General features: G+C 62.9%; 11 protein-coding genes and 1 tRNA gene. 3 read left to right on the top strand and 9 right to left on the bottom strand.

The annotated features are described in order from the left end of the window. Positions 1-15: 15 nt before the first annotated feature. The 5 genes from dxs to F8237_RS06560 form a co-directional block, all read right to left on the bottom strand. The gene (gene dxs / locus F8237_RS06580) at positions 16-1,944 is read right to left on the bottom strand and encodes a 1-deoxy-D-xylulose-5-phosphate synthase (protein WP_162005902.1); all 1,929 of its coding nucleotides are present in this window, start codon (positions 1,942-1,944) and stop codon (positions 16-18) included. 607 nt (positions 1,945-2,551) lie between these two features. Beyond that, positions 2,552-2,803, bottom strand: a complete 252-nt coding sequence (locus F8237_RS06575; protein ID WP_008132970.1) for an exodeoxyribonuclease VII small subunit — start codon at positions 2,801-2,803, stop codon at positions 2,552-2,554. Positions 2,804-2,875: 72 nt separating this feature from the next. Beyond that, complete coding sequence (locus tag F8237_RS06570) at positions 2,876-3,805, bottom strand: histone deacetylase family protein (protein WP_151643014.1); 930 nt, start codon at positions 3,803-3,805, stop codon at positions 2,876-2,878. A gap of 134 nt (positions 3,806-3,939) precedes the next feature. Next, entirely contained in the window at positions 3,940-5,601 is a 1,662-nt protein-coding gene (locus tag F8237_RS06565) for a bifunctional metallophosphatase/5'-nucleotidase (RefSeq protein ID WP_151643012.1), read from the bottom strand. A 202-nt stretch (positions 5,602-5,803) separates the two neighbouring features. After that, on the bottom strand, positions 5,804-6,562 hold the full coding sequence (locus F8237_RS06560) for an enoyl-CoA hydratase-related protein (protein ID WP_151643010.1): 759 nt from the start codon (positions 6,560-6,562) through the stop codon (positions 5,804-5,806). Positions 6,563-6,840: 278 nt separating this feature from the next. Here F8237_RS06560 and F8237_RS06555 point away from each other — a divergent pair, with 278 nt between their 5' ends. Then, complete coding sequence (locus tag F8237_RS06555) at positions 6,841-8,076, top strand: MFS transporter (RefSeq protein WP_151643008.1); 1,236 nt, start codon at positions 6,841-6,843, stop codon at positions 8,074-8,076. Between the two features lie 165 nt (positions 8,077-8,241). Here F8237_RS06555 and F8237_RS06550 read toward each other — a convergent pair whose 3' ends face one another. After that, complete coding sequence (locus F8237_RS06550; protein ID WP_151643006.1) at positions 8,242-10,020, bottom strand: acyl-CoA dehydrogenase family protein; 1,779 nt, start codon at positions 10,018-10,020, stop codon at positions 8,242-8,244. A 250-nt stretch (positions 10,021-10,270) separates the two neighbouring features. Here F8237_RS06550 and F8237_RS06545 point away from each other — a divergent pair. Both F8237_RS06545 and F8237_RS06540 read left to right on the top strand, forming a co-directional pair. Beyond that, positions 10,271-10,345 (top strand) — tRNA-Gln (locus F8237_RS06545). Positions 10,346-10,511: 166 nt separating this feature from the next. Then, the gene (locus F8237_RS06540; protein WP_151643004.1) at positions 10,512-10,787 is read left to right on the top strand and encodes a hypothetical protein; all 276 of its coding nucleotides are present in this window, start codon (positions 10,512-10,514) and stop codon (positions 10,785-10,787) included. Between the two features lie 247 nt (positions 10,788-11,034). Here F8237_RS06540 and F8237_RS06535 read toward each other — a convergent pair whose 3' ends face one another. The 3 genes from F8237_RS06535 to F8237_RS06525 all read right to left on the bottom strand — a co-directional run bounded on the left by F8237_RS06535 (position 11,035) and on the right by F8237_RS06525 (position 16,536). Further along, complete coding sequence (locus tag F8237_RS06535) at positions 11,035-12,387, bottom strand: tetratricopeptide repeat protein (RefSeq protein ID WP_162005901.1); 1,353 nt, start codon at positions 12,385-12,387, stop codon at positions 11,035-11,037. A 301-nt stretch (positions 12,388-12,688) separates the two neighbouring features. Further along, positions 12,689-14,551, bottom strand: coding sequence for a caspase family protein (locus tag F8237_RS06530; RefSeq protein ID WP_151643000.1), 1,863 nt, complete (start codon positions 14,549-14,551; stop codon positions 12,689-12,691). A gap of 206 nt (positions 14,552-14,757) precedes the next feature. Then, entirely contained in the window at positions 14,758-16,536 is a 1,779-nt protein-coding gene (locus tag F8237_RS06525) for a caspase family protein (protein ID WP_151642998.1), read from the bottom strand. Between the last annotated feature and the right edge of the window lie 496 nt (positions 16,537-17,032).

The raw sequence follows: 17,032 nt of genomic DNA, 5'->3' as shown, positions 1-17,032 counted from the left end.
GTGCCCGTACAACGATCAGGCCAGCTTGACCGTCTCGGCCTTCACGTCCTTGCCGAGCGCCTCGAACACCTTGGAGACGATGCCCTTGGCGTCGAGACCGGCGCGAGCATACATCGCGGCGGGGGTGTCGTGGTCCTGGAACACGTCGGGCAGCACCAGCGAGCGGAAGCGCACCATGCCGGTGTCGAGCGCGCCCTGATCGGTCAGGTACTGTGCGACATGCGAGCCGAAGCCGCCGATCGAGCCTTCCTCGATCGTGATCAGGACGTCGTGGTCGCGGGCGAGCTTGAGCACCAGCTCGGTGTCGAGCGGCTTCATGAAGCGCGCATCGGCGATCGTGGTGGAGAGTCCATGAGCGGCGAGCTCGTCGGCCGCCTTCTCGCATTCGGCCAGACGCGTGCCGAAGGAGAGCAGGGCGATCTTGTTGCCCTGGCGGATCACGCGGCCCTTGCCGATCTCGAGGGGAACGCCGACGTCGGGCATCTCGACGCCACGGCCTTCGCCGCGCGGATAGCGCAGCGAGCTCGGACGGTCGTTGATCGCGACCTGGGTGGCCACCATGTGCACGAGCTCGGCCTCGTCGGCCGCTGCCATGATCACCATGTTCGGCAGGCAGCCGAGATAGGCGTTGTCGAACGAGCCGGCGTGGGTCGCGCCGTCGGCGCCGACGAGGCCGGCGCGGTCGATGGCGAAACGCACGGGCAGGCTCTGGATCGCGACGTCATGCACGATCTGGTCGTAGCCGCGCTGCAGGAAGGTCGAGTAGATCGCGCAGAACGGCTTGTAGCCTTCGGTCGCAAGACCGGCGGCGAACGTCACCGCGTGCTGCTCGGCGATGCCGACGTCGAAGGTACGGTCCGGGAACGCCTTGTTGAAGATGTCGACGCCGGTGCCCGACGGCATCGCCGCGGTGATGGCGACGATCTTGTCGTCCTTCTCGGCTTCCTTGACGAGGCTCTGGCCGAACACGTTCTGGTAGGCCGGCGCGTTCGGTTTTGATTTCGCCTGGGTGCCGGTCGCGACGTCGAACTTGACCACGGCGTGGTACTTGTCGGCGGACGCTTCCGCCGGGCCGTAGCCCTTGCCCTTTTGCGTCACGACGTGGACCAGGATCGGGCCGGTCTCCATGTCGCGCACGTTCTTCAGCACGGGCAGCAGGTGGTCGAGGTTATGGCCGTCGATCGGGCCGACGTAATAGAAGCCGAGTTCTTCGAACAGCGTTCCGCCGTCCATCATGAAGCCGCGCGAATATTCCTCGACGCGGTTGGCGCGGTTGGCGATGATCTTGGGCAGGCGCTTGTTGATCTGCTTGGCCGCCTCTCGCAGCGTGCGATAGGTCTTGCCGGAGTAGAGGCGCGACAGATAGGCGCTCATGGCGCCGACCGGCGGTGCGATCGACATGTCGTTGTCGTTGAGGATGACGATCAGGCGCGAATTCATCGCACCCGCGTTGTTCATGGCCTCATAGGCCATGCCCGCCGACATCGAGCCGTCACCGATCACTGCGATAACGTTGTTCTTGCCGCCGGAGAGGTCGCGCGCGACCGCCATGCCGAGGCCGGCCGAGATCGAGGTCGAGGAGTGCGCCGCGCCGAACGGATCGTAATCGCTCTCGCTGCGCTTGGTGAAGCCGGAGAGGCCGCCGCCGGTGCGCAGCGTGCGGATGCGGTCGCGGCGTCCGGTGAGGATCTTGTGCGGATAGGCCTGGTGGCCGACGTCCCAGATCAGCCGGTCGCGCGGCGTGTCGAAGACATAATGGATCGCCGTGGTGAGCTCGACCACGCCGAGACCCGCGCCGAAGTGACCGCCGGTCACCGAGACGGCATCGATCGTCTCCTGCCGCAGCTCGTCGGCGACCTGGCGGACCTGCTCGACCTTGAGCTTGCGCAGGTCTTCCGGCGTCCGGATGGTGTCGAGAAGCGGCGTCTTACTGTATGCGTTCACGGCGATTTCCAATTTGTCAGCGCCGGAAAGTCGTTCCGGTGCGCGATGGGTTTGCACAATATCGGCGCAGCGCGAGTCCTAAAACCGTCGGAGCCAGCTGCATGGGGCCAAGCCTCTATCTTCAAGCTGACAACCCCGTCTTCAAGCTTAGGTGAGCTTAAGTGCGCTCCGGTTCAGTCTCTGTGATCCCTGTCACTCAGATCGGCTTCGTCCGTCCCAGCCAATTTCATCAGCAGTTTGAAGCGCTTGTCGTCGGTCATTGGGGCCTACGCAAGGCTTGCAAAAAGCCACACTCCGCGCAGCTTTACACCAAAGCTTGGGCCAAAGCCAACCCACAGGGCCGACTACGGGCATGCACGTGCAACCCGCGGGCCAGATTGGTTAACTGGGGCGCCTTGCGGGAGGTTCCGACCTTGCCCGGTTCCTTGGCAGTTTTTCGGGCGATAGCGTGGCCGTTTTGGACGGATTCAGGGAGCTGGAATGCCTTGCGACACCAATCTTGACCGCGTCAGACCTTAGCCCCACGGCGTTGCCGCAGGCGGAACCCGTGCAACCATGAAAAAAAGCGGGCGGCCACCGCTCGAAATGGGCGGCTCGGCGGAGGTCCTTACTGCACGTCGAGCGGCGCGGTGCCGGTGGCCTGGCCGCTGGCATCGGTGGTGATCTTGTCGACGCGCGCTTCCGCCTGGCGCAGCAGCTCCTCGCAGCGGCGCTTCAGCGCCTCGCCGCGTTCGTAGATCGTGACGGATTCCTCGAGCGGCACCTTGCCGTCCTCGAGCCGCTTCACGATCGTTTCGAGCTCCTCGATCGCACGCTCGAAGGTGAGCCTGGAGACGTCGACTTGGGTATTTTCGGCCATATCCGTTTCCGATTGCCCGATTCGCTTCACCTGAAGGGAAGCCGAGTTTTGCGGGCTTAATGTGGCGGTGCGTCAAGCGCCCATCAGGGCGCCGACATGCGCCGTAACAGATTCTTTCAGTCCTTGCAGGTCATAGCCGCCCTCGAGCACCGAGACAATGCGGCCCCCTGCGGTCTTGTCGGCGAGGTCCATCAGCTTGCGCGTGACCCAGGTGTAGTCCTCCGCGCGCAGGTTCAGCGAGGCCAGCGGATCGCGGTAATGCGCGTCGAAGCCGGCGGAGATGATGATCAGCTCGGGGCTGAACTTCGTCAGTTGCGGCAGGATCAGATTCTCGAACGCGGAGCGGAATTCGGGGCCGCCGTCCTCGGAGGCGAGCGGTGCGTTGACGATGGTGTCGTGGTCGCCGCGCTCGCTCTTCGCGCCGGTGCCCGGAAACAGAGGCATCTGGTGCGTCGAGCAATACATCACGGTCGGGTCCGACCAGAAGATGTCCTGCGTGCCGTTGCCGTGATGCACGTCGAAATCGACGATGGCCGCGCGCGTGATGCCGTATTTGCGCTGGGCGTGCCGCGCGGCGATCGCGACATTGTCGAAGAAGCAGAAGCCCATCGGCTTGCCGATCTCGGCATGATGTCCGGGCGGGCGCACGGCGACGAAGGCGTTGCGGTGCTCGCCATTCATCACGGCTTCGGTGGCGGCGACCGCGCCGCCGACGCCGCGCATCACGGCTTCCCACGTGCCTGGCGACATCGAGGTGTCGCCGTCGATATAGATCAGGCCGCTGGTCGGCGCCATGTGGCGCAGCTCGGTGACGTAGTGCTCGTTGTGGCAGAGCGTGACGAGATCGAGATCGCCCTCCGGCGCCTGGTCGCGCACCAGGAACTGGAAGCGCTCGTGGGACAGCGCTTCCTCCACTGCGCGCAGGCGGTCGGGTCTTTCAGGATGACCCGGGGGCGTGTCGTGGTCGAGGCAGGCCTTGTGGGAGAGGAGAAGCGTGCTCATCAGGTCGGCCTCACGGGATACGGGCTCTCGACGTCGCTTGGCGCATCCGGCGCCAAAACGCAATGCCAAACGCAATCTATGCGTTTAGCCGAAAATGGCAAAGGGTGGTCCCGTTCCGGTCCGTTTGATCCGGATCAATTCACGCGCAGGATGCGGCTCAGCGGCAGCGGCCCGATCGGCCCGTGCGCCCTGAAGAACGCGAACAGGGCATCCGCATCGTAGTTGCCATATTGCGCTGCCGTCCCCTGTTTGGCGACGGTGAAACCGTCGCCGCCGACTGCGAGGTAATCGTTGAGGGTGACGCGGTAGCCGCCTCCAGGCTCGATGGGCCGGCCGTTCAGCGTCATCTTATCGATCATGACGCGCTCGCCGAATGGCTTTGTTGCGTCCCAGGTATAGCTGAATCCGTTCGAGACCTGGAGGATTCGCGGGCGCTTCGGATCGAGCCATTGCTGCTCCAGCATGTCCTTGAGCTGGCTGCCGGTCAGCGTCATGGTGACGAGGCGGTTGCGGAACGGTTGGCTCGCGAACAACTCGCCGAACGACACCGCGCCGTTCTCCTTCGGGACGATGTCGGTGCGGATGCCGCCGGGATTGGTGAGCGCGATGACAGCGCTGCCATCCTGGGCCGCCCTGGTCGCGGCGAGCTGTGCGTCGGCGATGACGTCGCCGAGCGCGCTCTCGCCGGCCTCGTTCGGAATGCGCGACAGCGTCTGCGTCACCGATCCCGCCGGGCGGTTGGCGATGGGCGCCGAGAGCTTGTCATAGGCGTCGATCAACGCGGTCTGCTCGGGATCCTTGGCCAGCGAGGCATTGGCGACGATGACGTTCTCGGCCTTGGTTTTGACGATGTCTCGCGTTGCCGGATCGAGCGTGAGGTCGATCGCGGTGACCAGCGTGCCGTATTTGTCGCTGCTGGTGACGAGCCGTCCGTCGATATTGCAGACATAGGCGCGGTGAGTATGGCCGCTGACGACGACATCCACGGCGCGGTCGAATTTCCTGACGATATCGACGATCGGGCCGGTAATGGCAGGGCATTCATTGTAGTCGCCCGAGGGCTCGCCGCCCTGGTGGATCAGCACCACGATCGCCTCGACGCCGCGCGCCTTCAGCTGCGGCACCAGTGCGTTCACCGTCTCGGCTTCGTCGCGGAATTCGAGCCCGGCGATGCCGGATGGCGAGACGATCCCCGCGGTCTCCTTCAAGGTCAGTCCGATGAAGGCGACCGGGATGCCCTCGAACTCCCTGATCTCGTAGGGCGGCAGCACGCTCTTGCCGGTCGCGGTCTCCACGGTGGAGGCCGCGAGATAATGGAATTTGGCGCCCGTGAACGGATGCGGTCCCTGGCAGCCGTCGATGGGATGGCAGCCGCCGTTCTGCATCCGCAGGAGCTCGGTCTTGCCTTCGTCGAATTCGTGATTGCCGACCGAGGTGATCGCAAGCCCCATCATCGACAGCGATTCGATCGACGGCTCGTCGTGAAACATCGCCGACAAGAACGGGCTCGCGCCGATCAAATCGCCGGCGGCGACGAAGATGGTGTTCTTGTGCCCCTCGCGCAGCTGCTTCACCAGCGTCGCCATGTACTCGGCGCCGCCGGCGGCCACCATCACCTTCCCGGTCTTGTCCTCGGGATCGTTGATGCGGATGCCGCCCGGCGGCGGCCGCAGATTGCCGTGGAAATCGTTGATCGCGAGCATGCGCAGCTCCACCGGCGCGGCGGTCTGGGCCGAGGCGGGGAGGGCGGAGGTCAGCGCGAGTGCGGCAAGGATCGATTGAAAGGCGTATCGCATGGAACCAGATTAGTCGTTCCAGGCGAAGATTTCACGAAACTTTCTTCCTTCTCCCCTTGTGGGAGAAGGTGGCGCGTAGCGCCGGATGAGGGGTTCTGTCCGCGAATGAAATGCGAGTGAGTTTGCGGAGACAACCCCTCACCCGTCTCGCCGCTTTCGCGGCGAGCCACCCTCTCCCACAAGGGGAGAGGGAAAAAGCCCCCTACCGCTTCTTCCGGCTCGCGAACGCGTTGAACGCGGCCATCGCGTCATCCGATTTCAGCCGCTCGCCGAACAGATGGGCTTCCTGGTCGATGCGGCGGGTGAGCTCTTCGGGCGCGGCGCGCAGCAATTTGCGCGAGGTCGCGACCGCCTCGGCGGGCAGCCGGCAGATTTCGCGCGCCACCTTGCGCGCCTCGACTTCGGTATGTCCCGGCGAGACCACGGTGTTGACGAAGCCGGCATGATGCGCCTCCGCCGCGGTGAAGGTCCGCCCCATCACCAGCATCGCAAAGGCGCGCTGATACCCCATCGTGTTCGGCATCAGGAGGCTGGCGGCGCCGACCGGCACGAGCCCGAGATGGATATAGGGCGCGGAGAAGGTCGCGGCGTTCGAGGCGAGCACGTAGTCGCAGTGAAACAGCATCACCGTGCCGATGCCGATCGACGCGCCGTCCACGGCAGCGATGATCGGCTTGACGTTGAGGGCGAGCGAATAGAGGAATTTGGCGCCGTCCGACAGGGTCTCCGGGCGCGAGGCGTCGGCCTTGAGAAAATCGTCGATGTCGTCGCCGGCGGTGAACACGCCGGAGCCGCCGGTGACGATCATGCAGCGGATGTCGGGGTTGTTCTGCGCGGTGTCGATCGCGCGGCTCATCTCGCGATACATGTCCTGCGTGATCGCGTTCTTCTTGCCCGGGCGGCGCAGGGTGATGACGCGCGTTCCGCGCTCCTCGGTGACGATGATATTGCCGTTCGGCATGTGCCCCCCTGCGGTCGCCGCGACGCCAGCATTCGGCGAGTCCCGCAAGCGTCAGCCTACATGATCTTGCAGGCGTGCCAATCCGCCCGCGCGACCTTTTCGAGGACGGCCCCCCGCGCATGACGCCTGGGAACCGTACTGCTTCGGATCGCGCCGCCCACACCAATTCCACATGCAATTGCGCGTTGCAACAAATGGCTACAATGTTTCATTTGAAAAACCGGTGGTTGTGGGGCACGATTGCCCGATACCGTTTCCCTTGGCCGATTGCTCGATCGATGATTGCCGCAACGGGCGTTGACGAATCCTCGCTGCACTACCGCGGCTGGCGCGTCGTGCTGGCCTGCTTCCTGATGGCCTTCTTCATGTTCGGCTTCGGCCTCTACGGCCAGGGAGTCTATCTCGCCGAGCTTCAGCGCGCCCATGGCTGGCCGGGCAGCCTCGTCTCCGCGGCCAGCACGTTCTCGTTTCTGCTCACCGCCATCCTCGTCATCTTCACCGACGATCTGCTGGCCCGCATCGGGCTGCGGTCGTTGATCCTGTGCGGCCTGGCGGCGCTCGGCGCGTCGACCGTGCTGCTGGCGCTGATGCAGACGCCCTGGCAGCTCTATCTGGCTTATGCGCTGATGTCGGTCGGCTGGACCGGGATGGGGACCGTGGTGATCGCGACCGTGCTGAACTCCTGGTTCGAGCGGCGCCGCGGGCTCGCGCTGAGTCTCGCCTTCAACGGCGCGACCTGCGGCGGCATCGTCCTCGTTCCGCTCCTGCTGTCGCTGACCGGCAGCATCGGCTTCCGCGCGGCCATGCTGGTGGCTACGATCCTGATGGTGGTGCTGGTGCTGCCCGTGGTGGTTGGCTTCATCGGCTGGCCGGCCGAGAACTTGCGGGCAACGGGCGGGCGTTCCGGTGGGGCCGCGGCCGCACCGGCTCATTCCCGCAAGACGCTGCTCGCCAGCGCCGCGTTCTGGACCATGGTGCTGCCGATCGCGATCGCGCTGCTGGCGCAGATGGGATTCATCATCCACCAGGTGACATTTCTCGAGCCGCTGATCGGGCGTGCCAGCGCTGGCCTTGCCGTCACCATCATGGCGGCGATGGCGGTGGTCGGCCGCCTGTCGCTCGGCCTGTTCGTCGACAGGCTCGATCCGCGGCTGGCCTGCGCGGCGTCGATGACGAGCCAGGCGGCGGCGCTGTTCGTGCTGCTCCAGAGCACGAGTCCTGTGGTGCTGCTGGCGTGCTGTGCCGTCTACGGCTTCTCGATCGGCAACATGATCACGTTTCCGCCCTTGATCATCCAGCGCGAGATCGGCTCTGCCGCCTTCGCCGCGGCGATGGGATTGGGCACCTCGATCAGCGGCATCGTCAGCGCCTTCGGCCCCGGCATCGTCGGCCTCGCGCGCAGCGCCAGCGGCGACTACACGATGGCGTTCGCGATGTGCGTGGTGCTCGATCTCGTGGCGGCGGGGATCGTGCTGTGGCGGCCGGGAGTCAGGGCGAAGCTCGCCGCGTTGTAGTCCGGATGGATTATGCGTCCTCGTGCCCCGGACGCAGCGCAGCGCTACTTCAGCGGTGCGCTGCAGAGCCGGAGCCCATGTCGCCGCGACCGCCACTTTGGAGTGGGTCCCGGCTCTGCGCAGCAACGCTACGCGTTGCAGCGCGTCCGGGACACATCCCGCAGCTCACCCCAACAACACCGCATCCGCCGCCGCGACCGACTCCGCGCTCTCCGTCACGGTGCGCTCCAGCGCGCCGGCCTGCACCGTGATGTTCTCGGCGAAGAAGCGCGCGAGCGAGACGTAGCGCGCGGCATCCGCATTGCCCTCGGCCTTCGCCGCCAGCGCTTCGGAGGCCAGCATGCAGCCGCCGAGCGTCGCGCCGAACTGTTGCAGATACGGCGTCGCGCCGGCGAGCGCGTCGTTCGGTGCGGACGCAACGCGCTCCAGCAGCCATTTGCTGGTGCGCGTCAGGGCCTCGAGCGCCTCGCGCAGCTTCGTCCCCGCGGTGCCGAAGGCGGGATCGTTGGAGGCCTCGACCTGCTTGACGGTGGCCGAGAGCTCGTCGAGCAGCGCCCACACCGCCGCGCCGCCATTGGCCGCCAGCTTGCGCGTGACGAGGTCGATCGCCTGGATGCCGTTGGTGCCCTCGTAGATCGCGGTGATGCGCGCATCGCGGTAGTGCTGCGCGGCTCCGGTCTCCTCGATGAAGCCCATGCCGCCATGCACCTGCACGCCGAGATAGGCGACCTCGTTGCCGATATCGGTGGAATAGCCCTTGGCCATCGGCGTCAGCAGCGCCGCGCGCGCGGCGGCATCGGCCCTGACCTTTGGATCCTTGGCGCGCGTCGAGACGTCGAGCGCAACCGCGGTCGCATAGCAGATGGTGCGCGCGGCCGCGGTCTGCGCCCGCATCCGCATCAGCATGCGCTTGACGTCGGGATGCACGAAGATCGCATCCGAGCCCTCGCCCTTCTTGCCGATGGCGCGGCCCTGCTTGCGCTCCTGCGCAAAAGACAGCGCCTGCTGATAGGCGCGATCGGCGACGCCGACGCCTTCGAGGCCGACGCCGAGCCGGGCCTGGTTCATCATCGTGAACATGCAGCGCATGCCCTGGTTCTCTTCGCCGATCAGGAAGCCGATGGCGCCGCCATGATCGCCCATGGTCATGGTGCAGGTCGGTGAGGCATGCATGCCGAGCTTGTGCTCGACGCCGCTGGCGAAGATGTCGTTGCGCGCACCCAGCGAGCCGTCTTCATTGACCATGAACTTCGGCACCAGGAACAGCGAGATTCCCTTGGTGCCGGCCGGCGCGTCGGGCAGGCGCGCCAGCACGAAATGCACGATGTTGTCGGTCATGTCGTGCTCGCCATAGGTGATGAAGATCTTCGTCCCCTTGATGCGATAGGTGCCGTCGGCCTGCTTGTCGGCGCGGGTGCGCAGCGCGCCGACGTCGGAGCCGGCCTGCGGCTCGGTCAGTTGCATCGTGCCGGTCCATTCGCCAGAGACGAGCTTTTCGAGATAGATTGTCTTCAGCTCGTCGCTGCCATGTGCATCGAGGGCCTCGATCGCCGAGGCCGTCAGCAGCGGGCAGAGGCCGAAGGCGACGTTGGCGGCACTCCAGATCTCGGTGCAGGCGGCGTTGATCGCGATCGGCAGGCCCTGGCCGCCGAAATCCTCCGGGCCCGACACCGCGTTCCAGCCGCCCTCGGTCCAGCGCTTGTAGGCATCGGGCCAGCCCGGCGCGGTCGTGACCTTGCCGGCATCGAGCTTGATGCCGTGCGCGTCGCCGACCTTGTTGAGCGGCGCCAGAACGTCGGTCGCGAACTTGCCGGCTTCCTCCAGCACGGCGGCCGCGATGTCAGCGTCGAAATCGCCGTAATGGCCCGCTTCCACGGCGGCCTTGAGGCCGGCGCCATGGTTGAGCGACAGCAGCATGTCAGAGATTGGCGCGCGGTAGGTCATGACTCACTCCCGAGGACGGATATTGGCGCCGTATTCCCATGAAACGCGGGAGGTCTCAATGGGCGGGATGCCGGTCCGGAACAGTCCCGTTGCCCGGCCTATAATAGAGTGTGGCGGACGCCAGGCCGGGGGCTGTGGTATTTTGCCCCTTCAGGCGGTTGAAATGCCTCTTCTCTCCCTATAGACCGGCTGCGACTGAAGGGAATCCCGCGGGTGCCGGTTCTTCCGCCCCGTTCCGTTCGTCGCCTGTTGGGGCGTAGCCAAGCGGTAAGGCAGCGGATTTTGATTCCGCCATTCGGAGGTTCGATCCCTCCCGCCCCAGCCAGTTGATATCATTTCGAAATCTGCCTCTGTTCAGGCGTGTCATTCTGACAGAACTTTTTTCCTCTTATTCTGACAAGATGTCGCCGTTTCGTTCGCTGCTGCCTTAGTTGCTTCGTTTGCAAGCCTGTAGGCATGCCACTTGTGCGCAGCGGCGCCGTCCGTCCTCGATGGACATTGAGCATGAACTCCTTCGGCAACTTGAGAGCCGCGCGCAGACGCTGCACCTTGTGCTGCATCGTGGACATCGCGCGTCGGTCGATCTCGTGCAGAACGTTCTCGAAACGCGGGTCTCCAATCACCACATGCAGTCGTGCCCGGCGCTGGAGAGGCCGGTGCTGCTCGGCTGGTTCGTCGGGCAGATGATGAAGGTGCTCAACAGCAACGCAGATACGGACGAGATGCTACGGAAGGCCGTGGCAGAGGCAGGACAAAAGAAGACCTAGTGCGTGTGCTCATAGATCATCGTCCGGGACGTTGGGTCCGCAGTGCCCTCAAAAGCAGACATCAACGGTGCCAACATTACTGTCCGCTAAGGGCCACAAGCGGAAGTGACGACAAGGAAGGCGGGCTTAATACGCCGTGTGTTCCGGGATTGGTCATCCAAAAAGAATGCCATTGAGCAGCGGCGATCAATATCAGTTGGGCCGAAAGGCGACATCGACAAACAATTGTCCTATCCGATTGCTTCTTCTAGTCCTCTGTCAGACCAGCTTTGCGTAGCCCTTCGAACAATGTCTTTTGCGCGAGTTCTGTATAGGCAGGCTCGTTAGCCGCCCGGAGCGCCGATATGGAAATTCCTGGCCTGAGCTCTTTCGTCTGTAGAAGGGCGGATCTTGCGCTGTCCAATTGGCCCTTCTCAGCGTAAGCGGCGGCCAAATTTAGCTGAACAGTGGCCATATCAGTCGGCGACACCATCGCCTTCGTGGCTGCCTCAATTGCGTCGTCCCAGCGCCCCAAGAGCACATATGCTCGGGCCATATGCATCTGGATAATGCCTATTGCGGGGTCCCGAGGGCTACGTAGGATCGCCTCCTCCAAATATTCCAGAGCCTTCTGGGGTTTCCCGAGCGATAGCTCGACCGCGCCAAGGTTGTGATAATTGACTGCGTAGTTCGGATCTACTGAGCGTGCCATTTCGTGCTCGCGCAAAGACTCAATTGGCTTTCCCTCAACAGCGTACAGACGACCTTTCCCGTTGTGAGCTATGGCCGATCGAGGGTTGAGGATCAGTCCACGATCCAGAAAGTTGCGGGCGTCGGCAACCGCTGCCGCGAGCTGATCGGGCGTCATTTTTAGACTAAACCGGTATAAACTCAGGCGGACGGCTAGCAGGTTTCCGAGTCCGATGAGCGCATCCGAATTGTTTTGCTCGAGTTCTAGGGCTTGACGATACAAAGATTCAGCCGCCGCCAACGAGACCAAAGATCGATTGTTCAGGAGGAATTCAGCCTGGGCACGAAGGATCAGATCAGTTATCTCCGGCGTAGCCCTTCGTCGCTCGGCATCGATAGTGCTCTGGCGAAGCAGGGCGACCCCAAACGAGTTTGCTATACGCGACGAAATGAAATCTTGAAGTTGGAATAGATCATCGTCCGCTCCCTCGAACTTCTCCGCCCAAAGCTGCTTTGAGGATTGGGATTCCACGAGGCGCGCGTCCACTCGTATCCGACCGCTGCTACGCTGCACTGCGCCCAATAGGAGATATTGGACGCCAAGTTCTCGCCCAAGCTGCGGAGGTCCAGCTGACCTCTTAGCATATGAAAGGGCAGAATCGACACCAACTATGAAGAGCCCAGGTACGCGAAACGACAAGTCGTTCGTTAGACTATTTGAGATCGCAGCCCCTAAGTATTCATGCGCCGGGTCTCCCAGGACGGCAAAGGGCAGCACGGCGATGGAATTTCGCTGAACTTTCGGATCGGGCTCTACGTGAGGAGAAACAGGTTTCTGAATGCCCAGCAAATCGTAAGTTACGGTTTTGTAAGCGGACCAATATCCGGTGAGGCCACCAAGCACAGCTCCAAGAGCAGCGATGGTAGCCATGAACGTCCCCAAGCGCTGGACTCGGGGCTTATATCTTACGACAAAGCTTTTAAGGCTCCGCAGCCATGACATTGCCGGCTTCTCGGTCCGGCTAGAGAATTCCTCCTTCGCGTCACTGTTTTCTGTCACCGAGTGCAAGCCCCAGACCGCTTATCATCGATGCACGCTAACTTGACCCACAAACGTCTGCAACGGGTCACAAGCGGTCTACGCCACGACAGCTCAGAAGGTCAGCTACGGGCCAGGAGCGGAAGTAATTCGCGCACAGAGATTCCGAAGCCAACCCGAAAGGCCGCTCGCCTCAATCGCAGACCTCTCTTTGACCCGTGGAGTATATCTGACTACCGGGAGTACCGGCACCGACGGCGCCCTTCGGTTCGTAGATTCGGCATCCGCGGCCCACCGGCCGGCACCCCGCCTGATTGCAAATAATCTGACCGCTGGCCTGTGGCTTGGACGGTGCGGCCTCGCTCTGCTTTCGCTGCTCATCGCGCTTTCTGGCATCTTCGCGCGTTGCGATTGGCTTCTTATCAAGAGCTCTCTCGCATTCATTATCGTCGTTTATACGATAACCGGCACGGCAGGCGATCTTCACGCAGGTGTCGCCATCGGCCCTAAATCCGTGATCACAGACCAGCGGGCAGACGCGGCCCGGCTTGGTCTTGATCGCGTCGAGCGCTTCGAAGCTCGCCAGCTTGGCGTCGTACTTGGTCCCGGCATACCTATTGAACAAAGTTAGGGATCGTTGCGAGGCCGCGTTCCAGTCGCCATCGGCCCCCGCTGTCAGGCAGCCGACGCGGCGTAGCTCGGACTGGACCAGCTTCACTGTTTCCAGCGGTGATAGAGACGGCTCCGATGAGGTCGGGGCGACGGCAGCAACCTTCTGCTCGCCGTCAGTCTGCGCGGTCTTCTCGGCCACCTGTTTCGCGGCGAGTTCGGCAGCAGCCTTGTCGTTTGCGATCCTTTCGGCCAAGGCCTTCTCAGCGGCTTGCTTGTCGGCGAGTGCTTTGGCAGCTGCTGCCTCCGCCTCCTTGCGCCGCTGCTCAGCCGCCGCCGCTTTGGCTTCCTCGATCTGCTTGGCCTTCTCCGCCGCGATCCTTGCATCCTCGGCAGCTTTGGCAGCCGCCGCCGCCTTGTCTTGTTCAGCCTTCTTAGCCTTTTCGGCGGTGAGGCGCGCTTTCTCGTCTTCTGCCAGCCGTGCCTTGTCGGCAGCGGCGGCGCGGGCCTCCTCGGCGGCTATCCTGTTCAACTGCCCTTTCGCGAGACTTGCATAGAAACCATCGGGATATTGCGCAAGGAACGCTGCCCAGACCTCGCGAGCGCCAATCTGAAGCGCCAGCTCATAGTCGCGGCGGACGGCATCGTGCGGATTTGCCTGCGGTCCCGTCGCGACCGGCTTTGCCGGGACAAGCGGGACGTCGTCGCCGCCGAGGGAGCCGTAGACATATGGTTCCTGCTTGTAGCCGGTGGTCTTGAGCACATCGTCGCGCACAAACCCGAAGGCCTTGCGTAGGTCGAGCCCCGGCGTCGGAAGCCGCTCGACAAGAGACGCGGCAAACGGGCTGTTCTTCGAGTCGCCATCAGAGGCTGTCGAACCAGCTTTGGCGGCGAATGCGATCATGGTGTTCGGGTTGGTCGGTTCGACCTTGGCGAGACCGCGCCCGATGCCGCGCGAAGCAAGCGTGCGCTTCATGGTCTTGGCGAAGGGGTTGTCGCGGCAGGCATCCAGAATGATGAGCCGGAGTTGTTTCGCCGGTTCGACCGCAAACATCGCGCGATCCAGTGGAAGCGCTTCGTCGAGCACGTCGCTGTCGGTCTCAAGCCTCGCGTCCGTGGGGATCAGATAATTGGTGCCGTCCAGCTCAATGCCGTGGCCGGCATAGTAGATGACGGCAACGCTGGCCTCGCGCGCCCTTGCTCCAAATTCGCGCAACGCCCGGCGCATGTCGGCGACATTGAGGTCACTCTTCGTTTCGACGTAGTCGAACCCGGCCCGCTTGAACATGCCCCCAACCAGGGCGGCGTCGTTCGCCGGGTTGGGAAGCTGAGGCACGTTCTTGTAGGCGGAGTTGCCGATCACCAGCGCAACGCGCCTTTCGGCGTGGGCCGACCCGCAAGAAAGAAAGACAGAAAGAATTAATAAAAACCAGCGAAGCGCGCCCATTTTCAGCCCCGAATAAGCACACGCACAACCTATGCAGAGACTGCCGAAAGACAAGGCGGATTTATGTGATGTCGCTCACGTAACGCTGGTCTGCCCGAGACGAAAAATGGTCAGCTCAGGGTCACAAGCGGTCTACGCCACGACAGCTCAGAAGGTCAGCTACGGGCCATAAGCAGACGTTGGCGAGTTCTGTCGGGGACGGCGCTCTAATTGCACACCTCTCTGGTGCGGCCAGCCATCGGGGAGGTCTGATCACTAACGGGAGCAGCCTCTACTCTGCATCCTTTGCCAACAGGACGGCACCCAGCGGAATTGCAAAATAGCTGGCCAGAGGCTTGCGGTTTACTCGAAGGAGCGGTCTCGACCTGTCGCCGCTCCGTTTCCCGCTTGCGCGGCTCTTCCCTTGTAACGACAGGCTTCTTGTCCTGTTGTTTCTCGCATTCGTTGTCATCGTTGACTCGGTAGCCAGCCCGACAAGCGATCTTCACGCAGGCGTCTCCATCGGTCTTGAACCCATGATCACACACCAAGGGGCAGACACGGCCTGACTTGGCTTTTATCGCATCCAACGCATCGGTGCTTGCGAGCGTCGTATTGAGTTTGGTCCCGGCGTACTTGTTGAACTGGGTCAGGGATCGCTGTGACTTGGCACCCCAATCTCCCTCTTCCGCATTTGCAAAACAGCCGACCCTCCGCAGTTCGGACTGGACCGCTTTCGTAAGTTGTTGCGGCGACTGCGCTGGTTCAAGGGAAGGTGCGGGCGACGGGAGGGCTGCGATCTTTTGGTCGGCTGTGTTTTTCTCCGCTGCCTGCCTATCAGCCAGAGCTTTTGCAACAGCGGCCTCAATCCCCTTGCGGCGTTGTTCGGCGGCGGCGGCCTTTACCTCCTCGACCTGTTTGGCCTTCTCGGCAGCGAGCCGCGCATCTTCAGCAGCCTTGGCGGCGGCGGCAGCCTTGTCCTGTTCGGTCTTCTTGGCGCGGTCGGACGTGAGCCTTGCCTTTTCATCTTCGGCCTGCCGAGCTTTCTCAGCCGCCGCTGCACGGGTCTCCTCAGCCGCGATCTTGTTGAGTTGGCCCTTGGCTAAGTCGGCATAGAACCCATCGGCATATCGGGTGAGGAAGGCCGTCCAGCCGTCGCGGGTGCCAAGTTGCAGGGCAAGCTCATAGTTCCTGCGAACAGCGTCCTCCGGGCCTGCTTGAGGGCCGGTAGCTGGCGGCTTGGCGGCAACCAGTGGCACGTCATCTCCGCCTAGAGAACCATAGACATATGGTTCCTGCTTATAGCTGGTGTTCTTCAACACATCGTCGCGAACGAAGCCGAAGGCCTTGCGCAGATCGAGGCCGGGTGTCGGCAGCCGCTCGACAAGCGCAGCCGCAAACGGGCTGTTCTTTGAGCCGCCATCGGACGCTGTTGACCCGGCTTTCGCCGCGAACGCAATCATCGTGTTCGGACTGGTCGGCTCGACTTTGGCCAGACCACGCCCGATGGCACGGGCAGCGACCGTGCGCTTCATGGTTTTGGCGAAGGGGTTATCGCGACAGGCATCGAGAATGATCAACCGAAGCTGCTTCGCAGGCTCGACCGCGAACAGCGCCCGGTCAAGCGCCACGGTCTCGTCCAAAACGTCGCTGTCGGTCTCAAGAGCAGCATCGGTCGGTATGAGGTAGTTTGTCCCATCAAGCTCTATGCCGTGACCGGCGTAGTAGATCACGGCCACCTCAGCATCTCGCGCCCGTTGGCCGAAGTCGCGCAGGGCCTTGCGCATCTCGGAAGCGTTCAGGTCGGTCCTGATGTCGATCCAATCAAATCCGGCCTTCTTGAACATGCCCCCGACCAGGGCGGCATCGTTGGCCGGGTTGGAGAGCTTTGGAACGCTCTTATAGGCCGAATTACCCATCACCAAGGCCATACGGCGCTCAGCGTGGGCCGAGCCGCACATAAGCCCAATGGAAACGATCAAAAAAAACCAACGAAAAGCGCCCATTTCAGTCCCCAGCAATATGTGCGCAGCCTATGCACAGACTGCCCAAAGGCAAGGGGGGCTTATGTGACTAACGGCACATTGTTCGGTTTTGCGGCTCTCTGACGATCCGAACCGTCAAGTCCGCTACGGGTCAAAGACTGTCCTCACGGCCAGCTTGAACTTAGTCCGATTACTCGTCCGAAGCGGACGCGCTCGCTCTCTGGGCCAACGTCAGCCACGGGCCAATAGCAGACTAGCTGATCCCAAGAAGTTTCATTCCCCTCGCCGAAGAGCCTTCCAAGCCAAAAGCGCTGCTGCGAAAAATGATATCGCGCAAAAGCCAACAGTTCCCAAGGCTCGGGCATTCGGACGTGGCTCGTTAATCCACACAAGCGCGGCCAAACAGAGAAGCGCAGGGACGGCGCAAGCTTGCGTAGCGATGTATTGCTTCCGTAGCGCCGGCGGAGCACGACGGCTCCAGATGAAAGCATCAACCTCGAACCTACGAGAAAAGGTG

The sequence above is a fragment of the Bradyrhizobium betae genome (assembly GCF_008932115.1).
GTDB classification, from domain to species: domain Bacteria; phylum Pseudomonadota; class Alphaproteobacteria; order Rhizobiales; family Xanthobacteraceae; genus Bradyrhizobium; species Bradyrhizobium betae.
The sequence above is the reverse complement of the archived record's forward strand: the minus strand, read 5'-3'. Positions and strand labels throughout refer to the sequence as shown.

Excerpts from the sequence above, each read along its gene's own strand:
- F8237_RS06550 (WP_151643006.1), bottom strand. The coding sequence starts at position 10,020 with ATGACCTACCGCGCGCCAATCTCTGACATGCTGCTGTCGCTCAACCAT.
- F8237_RS06570 (WP_151643014.1), bottom strand. The coding sequence starts at position 3,805 with ATGAGCACGCTTCTCCTCTCCCACAAGGCCTGCCTCGACCACGACACG.
- F8237_RS06560 (WP_151643010.1), bottom strand. The coding sequence starts at position 6,562 with ATGCCGAACGGCAATATCATCGTCACCGAGGAGCGCGGAACGCGCGTC.
- F8237_RS06540 (WP_151643004.1), top strand. The coding sequence starts at position 10,512 with ATGGACATTGAGCATGAACTCCTTCGGCAACTTGAGAGCCGCGCGCAG.
- F8237_RS06565 (WP_151643012.1), bottom strand. The coding sequence starts at position 5,601 with ATGCGATACGCCTTTCAATCGATCCTTGCCGCACTCGCGCTGACCTCC.
- F8237_RS06555 (WP_151643008.1), top strand. The coding sequence starts at position 6,841 with ATGATTGCCGCAACGGGCGTTGACGAATCCTCGCTGCACTACCGCGGC.
- F8237_RS06525 (WP_151642998.1), bottom strand. The coding sequence starts at position 16,536 with ATGGGCGCTTTTCGTTGGTTTTTTTTGATCGTTTCCATTGGGCTTATG.
- F8237_RS06575 (WP_008132970.1), bottom strand. The coding sequence starts at position 2,803 with ATGGCCGAAAATACCCAAGTCGACGTCTCCAGGCTCACCTTCGAGCGT.
- F8237_RS06535 (WP_162005901.1), bottom strand. The coding sequence starts at position 12,387 with ATGGCTACCATCGCTGCTCTTGGAGCTGTGCTTGGTGGCCTCACCGGA.
- F8237_RS06530 (WP_151643000.1), bottom strand. The coding sequence starts at position 14,551 with ATGGGCGCGCTTCGCTGGTTTTTATTAATTCTTTCTGTCTTTCTTTCT.